This window comes from Gordonia sp. 852002-50816_SCH5313054-c (assembly GCF_001665925.1).
Classification (GTDB): Bacteria; Actinomycetota; Actinomycetes; order Mycobacteriales; family Mycobacteriaceae; genus Gordonia; species Gordonia jacobaea.
Genome location: NZ_LZTE01000045.1, coordinates 1 through 14083 on the forward strand (window position 1 = coordinate 1; position 14083 = coordinate 14083).

At 64.8% G+C, this 14083-nt stretch carries 14 protein-coding genes and 1 tRNA gene; 11 read left to right on the top strand and 4 right to left on the bottom strand.

Translation table 11 applies throughout. The annotated features are described in order from the left end of the window. Positions 1-119 precede the first annotated feature (119 nt). The 6 genes from A5788_RS10870 to A5788_RS10890 are packed head-to-tail and all read left to right on the top strand — an operon-like array spanning position 120 to position 5645. On the top strand, positions 120-704 hold the full coding sequence (locus A5788_RS10870; protein WP_064870098.1) for a hypothetical protein: 585 nt from the start codon (positions 120-122) through the stop codon (positions 702-704). Next, complete coding sequence (locus A5788_RS10875) at positions 701-1189, top strand: hypothetical protein (RefSeq protein WP_064870100.1); 489 nt, start codon at positions 701-703, stop codon at positions 1187-1189. Before A5788_RS10870 ends, A5788_RS10875 begins: the two co-directional genes overlap by 4 nt. Continuing rightward, the gene (locus tag A5788_RS10880) at positions 1189-1701 is read left to right on the top strand and encodes a hypothetical protein (RefSeq protein WP_064870102.1); all 513 of its coding nucleotides are present in this window, start codon (positions 1189-1191) and stop codon (positions 1699-1701) included. Before A5788_RS10875 ends, A5788_RS10880 begins: the two co-directional genes overlap by 1 nt. Positions 1702-1718: 17 nt before the next feature. Beyond that, complete coding sequence (locus A5788_RS10885) at positions 1719-4061, top strand: hypothetical protein (protein ID WP_064870104.1); 2343 nt, start codon at positions 1719-1721, stop codon at positions 4059-4061. Then, positions 4061-4189 carry a hypothetical protein gene (locus A5788_RS24435; protein ID WP_269449574.1) on the top strand — a complete coding sequence of 43 codons (129 nt, stop codon included), beginning with the start codon at positions 4061-4063 and terminating at the stop codon, positions 4187-4189. The genes A5788_RS10885 and A5788_RS24435 overlap by 1 nt, the downstream gene beginning before the upstream one ends. Next, the gene (locus A5788_RS10890) at positions 4182-5645 is read left to right on the top strand and encodes a glycosyl hydrolase family 28-related protein (RefSeq protein WP_197494553.1); all 1464 of its coding nucleotides are present in this window, start codon (positions 4182-4184) and stop codon (positions 5643-5645) included. Before A5788_RS24435 ends, A5788_RS10890 begins: the two co-directional genes overlap by 8 nt. Before the next feature lie 193 nt (positions 5646-5838). On the opposite strand, the gene A5788_RS10895 is transcribed toward A5788_RS10890, so the two are convergent. After that, positions 5839-5909: transfer RNA gene (locus A5788_RS10895), tRNA-Gly, on the bottom strand. Between the two features lie 168 nt (positions 5910-6077). Here A5788_RS10895 and A5788_RS10900 point away from each other — a divergent pair. The 3 genes from A5788_RS10900 to dcd all read left to right on the top strand — a co-directional run bounded on the left by A5788_RS10900 (position 6078) and on the right by dcd (position 8151). Further along, positions 6078-6848 (top strand): SDR family NAD(P)-dependent oxidoreductase, encoded by a 771-nt coding sequence (locus A5788_RS10900; RefSeq protein WP_064866108.1) that lies wholly within the window; start codon positions 6078-6080, stop codon positions 6846-6848. A gap of 54 nt (positions 6849-6902) precedes the next feature. Further along, positions 6903-7472 (top strand): hypothetical protein, encoded by a 570-nt coding sequence (locus A5788_RS23845; protein WP_156525501.1) that lies wholly within the window; start codon positions 6903-6905, stop codon positions 7470-7472. A 100-nt stretch (positions 7473-7572) separates the two neighbouring features. After that, the gene (gene dcd / locus A5788_RS10910) at positions 7573-8151 is read left to right on the top strand and encodes a dCTP deaminase (protein ID WP_049700414.1); all 579 of its coding nucleotides are present in this window, start codon (positions 7573-7575) and stop codon (positions 8149-8151) included. A 3-nt stretch (positions 8152-8154) separates the two neighbouring features. Here dcd and A5788_RS10915 read toward each other — a convergent pair whose 3' ends face one another. After that, entirely contained in the window at positions 8155-9441 is a 1287-nt protein-coding gene (locus tag A5788_RS10915) for a M20 metallopeptidase family protein (RefSeq protein ID WP_064866106.1), read from the bottom strand. A 222-nt stretch (positions 9442-9663) separates the two neighbouring features. On the opposite strand from A5788_RS10915, the gene A5788_RS10920 reads away from it, so the two are divergent. Both A5788_RS10920 and A5788_RS10925 read left to right on the top strand, forming a co-directional pair. After that, a complete protein-coding gene (locus A5788_RS10920) occupies positions 9664-11085 on the top strand; it encodes a UDP-glucose dehydrogenase family protein (RefSeq protein ID WP_064866104.1) in 1422 nt (473 codons plus the stop codon). Between the two features lie 136 nt (positions 11086-11221). Next, positions 11222-12613: a hypothetical protein gene (locus A5788_RS10925; RefSeq protein WP_231895459.1), complete on the top strand. Its 1392-nt coding sequence runs from the start codon at positions 11222-11224 to the stop codon at positions 12611-12613. On the opposite strand, the gene A5788_RS10930 is transcribed toward A5788_RS10925, so the two are convergent. Beyond that, positions 12590-13444, bottom strand: a complete 855-nt coding sequence (locus tag A5788_RS10930) for a MerR family transcriptional regulator (protein WP_049700486.1) — start codon at positions 13442-13444, stop codon at positions 12590-12592. The genes A5788_RS10925 and A5788_RS10930 overlap by 24 nt on opposite strands. A gap of 16 nt (positions 13445-13460) precedes the next feature. Then, entirely contained in the window at positions 13461-14039 is a 579-nt protein-coding gene (locus A5788_RS10935; RefSeq protein ID WP_064866103.1) for a TetR/AcrR family transcriptional regulator, read from the bottom strand. Positions 14040-14083 lie beyond the last annotated feature (44 nt).

Consider the following 14083-nt stretch of genomic DNA (forward strand, 5'->3'; position numbering starts at 1 on the left):
CCACACCCCGCGATCTTGCTCACCCACATCTTGTGGTCCCTAGAACCCGTTCTACGCACCGTCAATTCGGAAGAGCCGGTAATCAGGCGGGTGGTGCGCCGGGTACTCCGGGCGGATATGTGGAGCTGCCGGAGATTGACGTCACGTGGCTGGCGACGCAGGTGCCCGACATTGCGGCGGTGAGCGTGGTCGTCGGCACGAGTGGCGGCGAGAGCAAGTTTGGGCAGCGCTCAAACGGGACGTGGGTCTTCGAGACCCGCATTGGTTTCGCTGTCAAGGTTGACGGGTATTCGTTTGTCACTTGCAACTCGGGGCCTGGCGCGGGCGGATACGGCGGCGCTGGCTACACCAGCGGCGGCGCCACCGTCAACAACGGCACTAAGGGTGGCGACTCGATGCTCGCCATCGGCGGTGCGGCAGGTGCCGACGGCTACAACGGCCCCGGTGGAGCGGGAGGCAATGGCATTCGGGCCCCAATCGACGGGCCGGCCAAGTCGGGCGGCTCAGGCGGTGGCGGTGGTGGCGGCGGTGGAGTGACCAGCTTAGGCGGTATCGGGCAATCGGGCGGGGCAGGTGGACACGGTGCATTCCCTGGTGGCGCACCGGGCGGCGGTGGCGGTCGAGCCTCAAATCCCGGACCCGGCACCACAGTCGGCGCGGGCGGTAGCTCCGCAAACGGATACGTCGAGTTGGAGGCGGTATGACCGAGCTTGTGATCAGTAACGTGCAGGGGTGGGCATCGACGACCCGCCTCTACCGCGACGTGGTTGCTGACGGCGACTGGTGGCTGATTTCGGCCATTCTCGTGTCAGCGGTCCGCAACGCCACGGTCGATGTGGTTGCCGAGACTGCCGACATCGACCCTCACGGCACAGCGGACTCGGGCACCGGGCATATCGAAATCTATCGCGCCACCGTGGCCGAGACGCCCGCTTACGAGTGGGTGCAGACCGCCGGACCGCCTGCGCCACAGGGAGATTACGACATCACCTACCCCGATGACACGCACCTCATCGCCACACGCGATGGCGTCGAGTATCGCGCCGAACTCCAACAGGTCCGCACCGACTACACGATCACCGCGGTAGACGCCGACGGCGACCCGCTCAATGGCTTGACGCCGTGGGCGATCCTCCCGCACGGCACCACCTTTGAGCAGGCACTCGACCACATCGCACAGGAGGATTGATGGCTCGACTACAAGGCGTCTACAAGCTGCCTAATGGCAGCATCCCCATCGGCGGCACAATCAAGCTGCGTGTCCCCCGTGACCGCAACACCACAAACGGCAGCTCGTACACGCTGCCCGCGCAAACCGTGACCGTCCCTATCGACGCCACCACTGGGGCTTATGACTCGGGCACTATCCCCGATGGCCCGTATCAGGTGCGTCGCGTTATCACTGGCGCGCAGACACAGGGCAGCAATGGTGGCTGGTCGGACGTCGTCCTGTCAGGCACGACCGATCTGCAGACGGCGATCGACACCTACGACCCCACCTCTTACACCCCACCTGTGGTGTCGGCGGCGCAGGCTGCTGCGGCGCAGGCGGCGCAGTCGGCGGCGGCGGCCGAGGCGGCGGCCGAGCAGGTGACCGGCGGCGTGGTTGCCACCGACAACGGTGACGGCACATTCTCGCTGTCGTCGTCGACGGGCGCGCTCGTCGACCACGGCGACGGCACCTGGACTCTCACCACCTAAGCAGGGAGACATCACGCATGGCATCTGTCACTGGCTATTCGAAGACTCAGACGGACCAGTTGTTTGCGCCGAAGGTGAATGATCGGCCGGCGCACGGGCTCGACGTCGGATTCGCGGTCGGTTTCCCGGAGGCGACGAGCTCGGCGGCGACGATCAATGGGATCGCGGCGAAGGCGAAAGCGTTGGGCGGGCGTCGCATTCGGATCATCATCTCACCCCACGATGTGGGTGCGGGGCCGTCATATGTGTGGACGCGGGTCGATCAGCAGTTCGCGGCGGCGAAGGCTGCCGGCCTGACTCCGCACGTGTTGTTCGAGCAGCCGCGCAATACTGCCGGCACCGCGTTCGTCACCCCGACCACGGCGGTGATGACTCCGCTGATCACGGCGGCGGTCGCACGGTACAAGGATCGGTGCTCGACGTGGGAGATCTGCAACGAGGTCAACCACCAGCAGCTCTGGGGTGGTGCACCGTCGGCGGCGGCGTACAAGACGATCCTGCAGGCTGCCTACACCGCGATCCATGCGGCTCAACCGCACGCTGTGGTGGTGACCGCTGGGTTGATGCAGGTCAACAACGTGGCCAACCAGACGGTGTCGCCGGTCGACTTCTTGACTGGCCTGTATGCGGCTGGGGCGCAACCGTTCTTCGACGCGGTGGGCAATCATCCCTACACCGTGGAGGCGGGAATCGACCCGGCGGCGCCGGTGCCATCGGAAGCCTCGAACGCGTTCCTGCGCGACAAGGCGCTCTATGACCTGATGGTCGCCAATGGTGATGCGGGTAAGCAAGTGTGGTGGAGCGAGGTCGGATTCCCCACGGTGTCGAGCAGCGCGGCATTGGGGTACACGGTCAGCCAGGCTCAGCAGCAGAAGTATCTGACGACGCTGCTGCAGGTGGCGTCTCGCCGCCCGTGGGTGGGTCCGGTGCTGGTGTACACGGTGCGCGATCTCGGTGCGGACACGACCGATCCGGAGAATGCGTACGGCCAGTACACCATTGATGGCACTCCGAAGGCGTCGGTGCAGTGGTGGAAGTCGGTGACGAAGCCGACGAGTGTGGGCATTCTCGGTGAGGCTGTGGTCCCGCGGGTGTCGCTGGGGTCGCTGTATCGGCCGATGACCGATGTGATCTCGACCAGTGTCCTCACCACTGACCGGTACGTGACGTCGCTGCCGAATGATTACACCAATCAGTGGGGCACGCGTTGGGACGCAACGACCTTCAATACCCAGGGCCAGAACCTTGTCGCGGCGACGCCGGGGTCTCCGGCCAATGGGTGCGTCAACTCGAGCTCGGGCCGGTATGTGACGAGCGGGTCGACGACCTTGCAGTTCGGCTCCACCATCGACGTCGAGTTCATGTTCACCGGCGACAAGCTCGACATCATGATGTCTTGTGGCGGAGGCTATTTCGACACCCAAGTCTACATCGAGGACCAGGGCGTGATGCGCAAGGCGAAAGCGTTGCCGCTGGCGGGGAGCGCGACCGGGACCGTGTTTCGGTCGCTGCGATTCGCCGAGCGCGCGACCCGAAGGATTCGCGTCGTCATCCCGTACGGGCCGTACGCTCTGACGTGGACGCAGATCGTGCATGAGCGGTCCGCGATCCTCACCCGCTCACCGGATCGACCGCTGATCGTCACGACCGGCGACTCCTATTTCGAGCCGGCCGGCACCTACAACCCAGGCAGCGCCCGCAGTTTCGCCTGCTTCGGGATGATCGATCAGCTCATCGAGGCGACCGGATTCGCTGTTGCGCGGTGCGCGCAGGGCGGCACCGGCTATTTCAACGACGGCAGCGGGTCCGCAGGCTCACTCACCGCGACGTACGGCACCGCCCACAGCTCACCTTTCGGGTCGACGTCGCGGATCGGCGCGTACACACCATTCCTCGGCGCCGCGAAGCCCGTGCTGTTCCTAGTGAATGGAACCATCAACGACGGCGGGCTCTCGGGTGACGGCACCACCGCGTCCCAGGCGGCGATGCAGGCGCGGGTGACCGCGTTGTTCGATGCCGTCGCCGCTCTCGATCCTCTCGTCGGTATCGCCGCGATTGGTCCTGAGCCGCTCAATGATTCGGCCGCGTCCGGCGTGCACGCGGTGAATCGGCTGGGCATCAAGGCGGCAGTCGACGCTCACGGGCAAGGCGTTGGTTTCGCTGACGCCAACAACCCAGCGGCGCCGTGGTGGACGGGCACCGGCTACGAGAATTCGGTGACCACCAGCCAACAGGCACAGATGATCGGCTCGGATCAGATTCACCCGAATTGGTTCGGGCACAAGTATTACGGCGCGCAGATCGCTGCGGCGCTGGCGAGTATGCGGGTCTTGCGGGATCGCGCGGAGAGGGTGGCGTGATGGACGAGCTCAGTCAGGCATTCACCGAGGCCGGCATCGGGTTGCTTCCCGAGGTGGTGCCGCCGCCACCGCCGCCACCGGATGTTGCCGCACCCGACCCGACTGAAGGAGGTGCCGATCATGTCTGACATCACCGCATACACCAAGCAGCAGGCCGACCAGCTGCTGGGCGGGAAGTACACGAAACCGTCTGATGGTGTGCCGAAGAGCGACCTCGCGTCGGGTGTACAAGCGTCGCTGGAGAAGGCGGACGCTGCGCTCCGCAAGACCGACGCGGACGCGACCTACGTCAAGGCGATCACGCCCGAGATGTTCGGCGCGGCAGGCGACGGCACGACGAATGACCAGGCAGCATTGCAGGCGATGTTCGACGCCGCAGGCGGCAAGACAGTGTGGCTGGCGGGAACGTACGCCCACAGCGGCATCCTGACAATCTCAGCCTCGGGGGTGACTATCGACGGACCGGGCACGCTGCTCGCGACCGCCGAACAGACGTCATCGGTGCTCGTGTCCGGCGCGTACTGCACGATGCGACGGGTCACTATCAAGATGCAGTCGACCACGCAGCGCTACACCGAGTACGAGAAGATGAAGGTGCGGGTGACCGGCGATCACTTTTATGCAGACCGCATCACCATCGACGGCAGCGCCGCGTCCGGCGTGTATCTCGCGGCAGGCTGGGCAACGTTCCTCGGCTGCGTCATCAAGGACACCCGCGCAGATGGCATCTTCACCAGCGAAGGTTCCCACGACGTCACTGTCCTTGCGTGCACGGCAATCAACACTGGCGACGACGGATTTTCTGTCGTCTCGTACCCGGACGGCCCGGTTCAGCGTTACACGAATGTGGGCTGCAAGGTGCTTAACGGCCAGGCTCGCGGGTTCTCGTGCGTCGGCGGCACCGACGTCACGTTCGCGAGCTTCTATGTCAACACCTGCCAGGCCGCGGCCCTGTATGTGGGTGGCGAAGGTGATGGGTTCGCCAACATTGCCCGCGTGAGCTTCGTCGGCGGCGAGATCATCAATGCCAACCAGAATGCGTCCACCGACCACGGCGCGTTGCACATCACCGCGTGGGGCACCCGATCAGTGACGCAGGTGTCGTTCTCCGGACTCACGATCCGCAACACCCGCTCCGGGGCGTCGGCACAGTTGCGCGTCATCCGCTATGACAACTCCACCATCACCGACTTACTGCTGTCGGGGGTAACGCTCATCGACGGACCCGGCACCCTCGTCAACCTCCACCAAGTCACCGCCGCAGGCAACCGCATCTACCTCGCGAACGTGCTCAGGAACGGCATCGACGTCACCGCCCGTCAGGTGTTCACCAGCTACGGCGCGCTCACCTTGGACGGGGCATCAACAAAGTATGTGGTGTTCATGGCGTCGGGCGGATCGGCGCCGGTCCTGCCCACTGCGGTCGGCAACGTGTCCGTCTACCGATTCAAGAACACTGGCGACGCGGACGCCACCATCTCGACCACGTCGTCGCAAACCATCGACGGCGCTGCCACCCTTACTCTGTCACCGGGCAACGCTGTCGATATTGAGTCTGACGGCGATAACTGGCGAACTTTCTGACCGCTAGCTCGGCTCCCACTCGTCGCCCAGCACTCCCGCGATGCTGAGCGGACAATCCAACTTCCGACCAGCGTCGAGCTTCGACCTTCGCCCCCGGTGATCAGCGCCCCACCTTCTTCGGAAGGTGGGGCGCTTTTTGTGCGTTATACGTAAGTGAAAACGTAAGTATCTAGAAGATACTGTGTCTGACCAGAGCCGATGACGGGAATCGAACCCGCGTATTCAGCTTGGGAAGCTGATGTTCTGCCATTGAACTACATCGGCGTGCGAGGTCTGCTCGCGAACGACAGCCTAGCAAACCCAGGCCCCGATGACGGTGACCGGCCGCGACGTCGCGGCTATCCTCGCGACCAGGCTCGCGTAGGCGCCCGGTGCGACACACCGCCTGCGACACACAGCTGCGACAGAGAAACGACGACGGGGAGACCACTCATGGAGTACCGCAACCGCACAGCACTCATCACCGGGGCCAGCGGAGGCATCGGCGAACAGTTTGCCCGCGCCCTCGCGGCGCGTGGTGCAGACCTGATCCTGGTCGCTCGCAGCGAAGACAAGCTGGTCGCGCTCGCCGACGAGTTGGCGTCGCGCCACGGCGTCCGCGCCGAGGTCATCCCCGCCGACCTTTCGATACCGGGCGCAGTCGACAAGGTTGTCGCCGACGCAGATGGCCGCGGGCTGCGCGTCGACGTCTTGATCAACAACGCGGGCTTCGGCACGTTCGGATACCTCGCCGACGCCGACCCGTCGCGCATCCGCGACGAGGTACAGCTCAACGTCGGCGCACTCACCGACTTCACCACGGTCTACATCAAGCGCATGGCCGAAGCGGGTACAGGGGCGATCGTGAATATCGCCAGTAATGCTGCGTTCCAACCGGTTCCGAGCATGGCGGTCTACGCGGCCACCAAGGCGTACGTGCTGTCGCTGAGCGAGGCGCTCTGGTCGGAGGGCAAGCGCAAGGGTGTCCACGTCCTCGCCGTCTGCCCCGGAGCCACTGACACCGAGTTCTTCGACGTTGCTGGCGACGGCTCGGCGATGAAGTCGCGGCGCACGACCGAGCAGGTCGTCGACACCGCGTTCAAGGCGCTCGAGGCCGGCAAGCCGAGCGTCGTCGACGGTCTCGTCAATCGCATCGGTGCGTACGGTGCACGGTTTGCTCCGCGTCGGCTCGTGCTGGCTATCGCCGAGCGTGCCGTGAGCTGAGCAAGTAATCCGTTACCGGCGCCAACCAGCGGCGGACGGAGTAAACCGATTGCCATGCGATCGAGATGGGTAATGCTGGCAGCGGCGTCGGTTCTCGTCCTCGCGGGCTGCGCCACGGACTCGGGCACCGCAACGACCACCAGTCAGCACAAATCGAGTGCCTCGGCGGTCACGGTGACGGTTACCGCGTCGACGCAGACGCCCACGGTCACGACCACCGCACCGCCGGAGACACCCACGGTCGCCCCGGTCAACGAGGGTGCCCAGTGCGGCCCGATCGGGGCCACCGCAGTATTCGCGGACGGCTCGACGGCCTACTGTTCTCGTCTCGCGGGTACCGATAACGCGGTGTGGTCCAGCGTTCAGGGTGTCGCACCCAATCCGAATCTGCCTGAGACCACCACCGCGGGGCCGTCGCTTGGCGACAACTGCATCGGCGCGGACATCGGCCGGACAGCCATTGACGTGAACGGCAACGCCATCATCTGCACCGACTATCAGTGGCAACTCAACACAGGTCAGACTCCCGAGCACAAGTGGGCCGACGACCAGCGGGCGTGGTCGGACTGCATCCAGACCAGGACAACCGAGGAGTGCCGCGCAGAGCTCAATTCCGGGGGTTGAGGCGCCCTGCGTCGCACGGTTCCGTCCCGATAACCCGGTGTGAGACCGCAGAACGCCGTCGTCGTACCTGCACCAGACACCGTCCGATACGCTCGCAGGCGTGCTGCTCTCCGATCGCGACATCCGCTCCGAGGTCTCCGACGGCAACCTGTCGATCGACCCGTTCGATCCTGCTCTCGTGCAGCCGTCGAGCGTCGACGTCCGGCTCGACAACCTGTTCCGGGTCTTCAACAACACCCGCTACACGCACATCGACCCCGCACAGCGGCAGGACGAGCTGACGACGCTCGTCGAACCCGCAGACGGAGAGCCGTTCGTGCTGCATCCGGGCGAGTTCGTCCTCGGCTCGACGCTGGAGATCTGCAGCCTGCCCGACTACCTGGCAGGCAGGCTGGAGGGCAAGTCGTCGCTCGGCAGGCTCGGACTGCTGACACATTCGACGGCGGGCTTCATCGATCCGGGTTTCTCCGGCCACATCACGCTCGAACTGTCAAACGTCGCCAACCTGCCGATCACGCTCTGGCCCGGCATGAAGATCGGGCAGCTCTGCCTGTTCAGGCTCAGCAGCCCGTCGGAAAACCCCTACGGCAGCGCCGCGGTCGGGTCGAAGTACCAGGGCCAACGCGGCCCGACGCCGTCGAAGGCGTATCTGAACTTCATCCGCGACGCCGACAAGTAACCGTCAGCTCGACTCCGCCAGGTGTGCGTAGGCGACGTGCACGAAGATGCGCAGATAGTCGAGCAGCGAGTCGTCGTCGGCGTAGAAATCCGGTGAGTGATTCGATGCCAAGCCGCGGCCGCCGGGCGTCGGAGTCAATCCCTTGCCGCTGACCTGAGCGTCCTGGACACCGTAGGTGAAGTAGGCGCCGCCGAAGTCGCGCACGAACACCGAGACGTCGTCGTATCCGAGCGCTCCGGGCACGTCGACCACACGCTCCTTGCCGATGACGTCGTCGATCACAGGTCGAATCCTGTTGACCCACTCCGGTGTATTGACCACGGGCGGAACATCCTGCAGATACTCGACGGTCGCGCTCGCGCCGTACGCCGCAGCGGTGTTCTCGGCGAGACGTCGGAGTTTGTCTTGTACCGCAGTCATATCGGCGCCATCGAGGCAGCGGATGGTGCCCCAGAGCGTCACTGTCTGGCCGATGATGTTGAAGCGTCCGACGTCGTCGACGTGTCCGAACGACACCGTGATTGCGTCGTTCGCGGGCACCTGCCGGTAGATCTGCGCGCTTCCGGAAATGATCTCGGCTGCAACGGGATACGGGTCGATTCCCATCCACGGTGTCGACCCGTGGACCTGTTTGCCCTCGACGGATATCTTGATCATGCACGACGCCGCGTACTGATTTCCCACGTGCACCCCGACCATCCCGATCGGCAGTGGCACGACGTGCATTCCGAAGACCATGGTTGGGGTGTGGTCGGTGAAGGCATTGTCGTCGACCATCGCCTGCGCGCCACCGCTCTCGCCGACGGGCGCTCCTTCTTCGGCCGGCTGAAAGATGAACATGACGTCGCCGGGCAACCGATCGCGTACCGAGGCCAACACATGCGCGGCAGCGAGAACCGTTGCCGTATGGCAATCGTGGCCGCACGCATGCGCAACGGGGAACGGGCCGCCCGGATAGTCCTTGTCGACGACGGTCGACGCGAAGTCGACCCCTGACGTCTCCTTGACGGGCAGTGCATCGATGTCTGCACGCAACGCTGCCAAGCGCTTGCCGCCGCTTCCACTGTCGCCCCCGCCGCGCAGGATGGCCACCACGCCGGTGCCCGCGATACCGCTGCGGATTTCGTCGATGCCCGCGTCGCGTAGACGTTCGACGATGAACTCCGCGGTGTGATGCTCGCGATTGGAGAGCTCGGGATGAGAATGCAGGTGGTGTCGCCAGGCGACGAGGTCGTCGAAGACATCGCGTGCTGCGGAATCGAGGGCGGAAGCGATCGTCGAGGAGGTCACATAATCGAGTGTGCCCGCGAACCCGGTCCGGCGGTGCCGAATTCGCCGGTGATGTCGGTATTCTCTTGCCGAATCCGACGAGGCGTTGTCCTGTGATTCGCCTGCCGGGTCACCTCGATTCGACTGCCGTTAAACACCTGAACACGACGTTCACACGCGCGCCTGCGACTGGTCATGTGCTCGTAGCAAGTTGGCAGATCGGCCCACGTAGTCACTTCAGGTATGAAGCTGACAGTGATCGGGTGTGGATACCTGGGGGCGACACACGCAGCGTGTATGGCCGAACTCGGGCACGACGTGCTCGGCGTCGACGTCAATCCGGAGAAGGTGGCTCGCCTGTCGTCGGGCGAGGTGCCGTTCTTCGAACCAGGACTCGGAGACATTCTGCGCCGCAACATCTCTGCGGGGAGGCTCTCGTTCACCACGGAGGCTGACGCCGCTGCCGCACACGGTGCGGTGCACTTCATCGGGGTGGGTACACCGCAGCGGGCGCGTGGGCATGCGGCCGACACGTCGTATGTCGAAGGTGCGGTGGACGCACTGGTGCCACATCTGCGTGGTGACCACCTGATCGTCGGCAAATCGACTGTCCCAGTGGGCACCGCAGCGTCGCTGGCTCGACGGATCAGCACGTTGGCGGCACCAGACGCCACTGTTGACCTCGCGTGGAACCCCGAGTTCTTACGCGAAGGCTACGCCGTTGAGGACACGCTTCGTCCCGATCGGCTGGTTATCGGCACCGATCCGGATTCCGACGCGCGGGTCGCGCGTGCGGTGCTGCGTGACGTGTACCGCGAGATCATCGACACCGGACTTCCGGTCATCGAAACCGACTGGTCCACAGCGGAGTTGGTGAAGGTATCGGCCAATGCCTTTCTCGCGACGAAGATCTCGTTCATAAACGCGATCAGCGAACTCTGCGAGATCGTCGGCGCTGATGTCTCGACGCTCGCCGACGCGATCGGTCACGACAAGCGGATCGGGCGCCGATTCCTCAACGCGGGCCTGGGATTCGGCGGCGGATGTCTCCCCAAGGACATTCGGGCTTTCGAGGCACGCGCCGAAGAACTAGGGGCGCATGGAGCTCTCCGATTCCTGCGCGAGGTTGACACGATCAACATGCGACGACGCTCCGCCATGGTCGACCTCATCGCACAGGTATGTCCGCGAGAGTTGTTGGGCGCCAACATCGCGGTGCTCGGCGCGGCCTTCAAGCCAGAAAGCGACGACGTGCGCGATTCCCCCGCGCTGAGTGTCGCAGGACAATTGGCACTACGCGGGGCGTCGGTCACGGTATTCGACCCGAAGGCCAACGCCAACTCTCAACGGATGTATCCGATGCTCGGCTATGCCGATTCGGCCGCAGAGGCCGCCCAGGACGCCGACGTCGTCGCAATCGCCACCGAATGGGCGCAGTTCGTGCACATGGCGCCATCGGAACTCGATCCAGTCGTGCGTTCACGCGTTATCGTCGACGGTCGTCGCTGTTTGGACCCACAGTCGTGGCGGCGAGCAGGCTGGTCGTACGCCGCGCTCGGTGGCGCGGTTGCGACTCCGGAGAACGCGTTCGACGCAGATCAGCGTGCTTCGGCCGGTCTCGGCCGCGGGTCCTTCGAAGGTGCGACACAAGTGGCGCACCGCTGACGTCATGCTAGGTTGAACACTCAGAAGTGCGGGGGAGTGGTCGAACGAGCGCGGCACGGGTGAACGAACACAGGTTTACCGGGCCCGACTCACGAGAATGCGCGTGGGGTTTCTCGATGACGGGGACTACCGAACTATGGACAACGGGGCGATCCCGAACGGGGTGATCGAAGACGGGCGGGTTATCGACGCGTCCGTGATCAGTCGTGTCTCCGACCACCTCCGACGCCGCCACTCGACGCTCGTCGACTCTTTCGCTGTGGTGAGCGTCGCCGAGGACGGTGTCGATGTGACGCTCGTCGACGTCGAATCCGGTGCGGCCGTCGTACGCAGACGCGCCGCAGGCACAAGTGGAGCCGAACTCGACGCCCTCATCTCCGACCACCTCGTGCGCGCGGGCCGCGTCGACGCCCCCGACTCCGACGAGTGGACAGCGGAACTGCACCTCCTGAGTCACAAGGGCCGATACCGCCTCGCCGAGTCCGACGGCACGTTCATCATGGGCGAGAAGCACGTCCGACTGTTCCGTGTCACACGACGCGACGTCGCACAGTCGACACTCGCCCGCGCCGAGAACGTGCCCGACGCTGTCGCGCAGTGCGCGGAATCGACGGGTCGTCAGGTCAGCGCGATGGTCTTCGATTCGACGCACACCGTGTGGCCAGGACTCCCGGAATTGCTCGCTCCGGTCGCCGACGTCCCGATCGTCGTTCTCGACGACGTGACACTGGCGATGCCCGACGTTGCCGCCGTGCAGGGGCCAGCCGCGGTACGGGGGCCAGAACCAGTGGCCGAGACCACCGATCACGTCGAGGTCCACCGCGAGCCGGTCGCGCACGTGGGTGCAGACCCCGTCGCGGAGCCCGAGGGTGCCCCCGTCGCGGGAATCCGTGGCGACTCCGTTGTAGAAGCCGGCCATGCACAGCTGCCACTCGACCCGCCACTCGCTCCGCCGCTGCGGTCCGTCGACAACGAGTTCGATGTGACGGATCGGATCGAGCCCGTCAGGCTCGCGTACTCAGATCCGTCGACGCCCGCGTATCTGCACTCCGTGGGTGTTGGGCGAAACACCGAAAACTACTTTCCGGCAGACGACTTCGTTCCGATATCCCCCAGAATCGAACCTCGCGAGCAAGAAGCCGCAGCGGTTGATGCGGCAGCGGTTGACAAGACACCGTCGCGCGGTCGAAAGAAGATCCTGATCGGTGCCGGCGCAGTCGGCGTAGTCGGAGTTGCCTTGGCTGCCACCGCACTTGGGCTCAGTGGTGGTTCCGCATCGCCATCGGCGTCGAACCCGGTCACCACGACGCACAGTTCGACGACAACGCAACTGTACGCAGATCTCGCCGACCTCAACGAGGCTCGCGCACCCGCTGCTGCCTACGTGCCTCCACCCCCGCCGCCGCCGCGAACCGAGGAGTCGCAGCGCGCCGAACAACCGCGCCCGCGCAGCAATCCTCGGCCGAAACCCAAACCGCGAGCGGTCATTCCGCTACCCGGAGGGTTACCCCCGATCGTCGTTCCCTGACCGCTTTCGTCCCTTGGCGGTCGAGCTCTGGCGTTCGCCCCGTATGTCGAGCGGATCCTGGTCGACGGAGTCGTCGGCGATGGCGAGATAGTCGTCGAGCTGACGAGCCATGTCGCGATCGAGCGCGCGGTCGAGAGCATTGTGCGCGATCGTCGACCCCGCTCGTCTGAATTCGACGAGAAGGTCACGCACCCAATCTGCCTCGGCAGCGGTCTGCGGTATCCAACCGTCCTTGTATTCTTCGGCGATCGTCCCGCGTCCGGCCGAGATGAGTGCCTCCGCAACCGAATCCATCTGTGTACTGAGGTTCTCATGTACGGAGAGAATCGAATTCAGTGTCAGGCCACGCCGCACGAGGCGGGCATATGCATCGATCGTGTCTTGGTCGAGCACCGTGAATGACGTTGGGGGATCTGCTGTCCCCTCCGGCTTGATCAATCCGAGGTCGGTCAATCGCGTGAAGTACGCGGGGTTGCTGTTGTTGAGTAACTCGCGCAGTTCGTCGGCGCTCACCGAGGTCTTCGTCGTGTTCCCCCACGGGGCGGCGACCACTTCGCGCAGCCCGAGGACGTCGGCGAGGTCGTCGCCGCGCTGGATTCCGGTGAGGAATTCGCCGATATGGCGGATGGTGAATCCACGGCGGAGCAGATCGTTGATCACCCTGAGGCGATCGAGGTGAAGGTCGGTGTAGATCGCAATGCGCCCGCGGCGCAGGGGCCTCGGCAACAGTCCACGATCCTGATATCCGCGGACGTTGCGTGTGGTGGTCCCGGCCACCCGCGCCAGATCATCGATCCGGTACTCGTTGGTGGCCTTGTCATCGCTGCTCATCGCGCTCATTCTCGCATCACGCGCTCAGGCCGCGGAGCACCACGGCCAAGACGTGCTCGTAGTTCACGACGGGATCGATCGTCGGGGGATGGGTACCTGCGAGTTCCAAGGCCACCGCACCGTGAACGCAGCTCCACACCTGCATCGTCGCCTGATGGGGATCGTCCTTCACGAGTAGTCCCGCGTTCTGGCCGTACCTGATGTGTTCGGTCAGCACCGAGAAGGCGTGTTCGGCGACGTCGGAGTCGGGGTGGTGCTCGCGCGAGAACATCAGCGAGTACGCGACCGGGTAGCGCAGCGCGAACTCCCGGTACGCCCTGCCGCTGTGCGCCAACCTCTCTCGGGCGTCGTCGTCTGTCACGTCGATCATGCGCGCGAACTCGACGAAGGCGTCGTTGACCAACGCGTCGAGTAACCCCTCCTTGCCGTCGAAGTGGTTGTAGACCCCCATGGGTGCTACGCCGGCGTCGGTCGCGACCACGCGCACGGTGAGGCCGGCGACACCGTCTCGTTCCAGAATTCGACGCCCCGACGCGATGAGGTTCGTGCGTACCTCGGTCGCCGGGGTACGACGCGTACTTCGTGTGGGAGCCATATTGACAACCTACTAGAACAGTGTTCTTCTAGAAAAGAACGACG

What these genes read in the sequence shown, in the direction of transcription:
- A5788_RS10935 (WP_064866103.1), bottom strand. Translation starts at nt 14,039, where the DNA reads ATGGCTCCCACACGAAGTACGCGTCGTACCCCGGCGACCGAGGTACGC.
- A5788_RS10885 (WP_064870104.1), top strand. Translation starts at nt 1,719, where the DNA reads ATGGCATCTGTCACTGGCTATTCGAAGACTCAGACGGACCAGTTGTTT.
- A5788_RS10920 (WP_064866104.1), top strand. Translation starts at nt 9,664, where the DNA reads ATGAAGCTGACAGTGATCGGGTGTGGATACCTGGGGGCGACACACGCA.
- A5788_RS10900 (WP_064866108.1), top strand. Translation starts at nt 6,078, where the DNA reads ATGGAGTACCGCAACCGCACAGCACTCATCACCGGGGCCAGCGGAGGC.
- A5788_RS10880 (WP_064870102.1), top strand. Translation starts at nt 1,189, where the DNA reads ATGGCTCGACTACAAGGCGTCTACAAGCTGCCTAATGGCAGCATCCCC.
- A5788_RS10875 (WP_064870100.1), top strand. Translation starts at nt 701, where the DNA reads ATGACCGAGCTTGTGATCAGTAACGTGCAGGGGTGGGCATCGACGACC.
- A5788_RS10925 (WP_231895459.1), top strand. Translation starts at nt 11,222, where the DNA reads ATGGACAACGGGGCGATCCCGAACGGGGTGATCGAAGACGGGCGGGTT.
- A5788_RS24435 (WP_269449574.1), top strand. Translation starts at nt 4,061, where the DNA reads ATGGACGAGCTCAGTCAGGCATTCACCGAGGCCGGCATCGGGTTGCTT.
- A5788_RS23845 (WP_156525501.1), top strand. Translation starts at nt 6,903, where the DNA reads ATGCGATCGAGATGGGTAATGCTGGCAGCGGCGTCGGTTCTCGTCCTC.
- A5788_RS10890 (WP_197494553.1), top strand. Translation starts at nt 4,182, where the DNA reads ATGTCTGACATCACCGCATACACCAAGCAGCAGGCCGACCAGCTGCTG.
- A5788_RS10930 (WP_049700486.1), bottom strand. Translation starts at nt 13,444, where the DNA reads ATGAGCAGCGATGACAAGGCCACCAACGAGTACCGGATCGATGATCTG.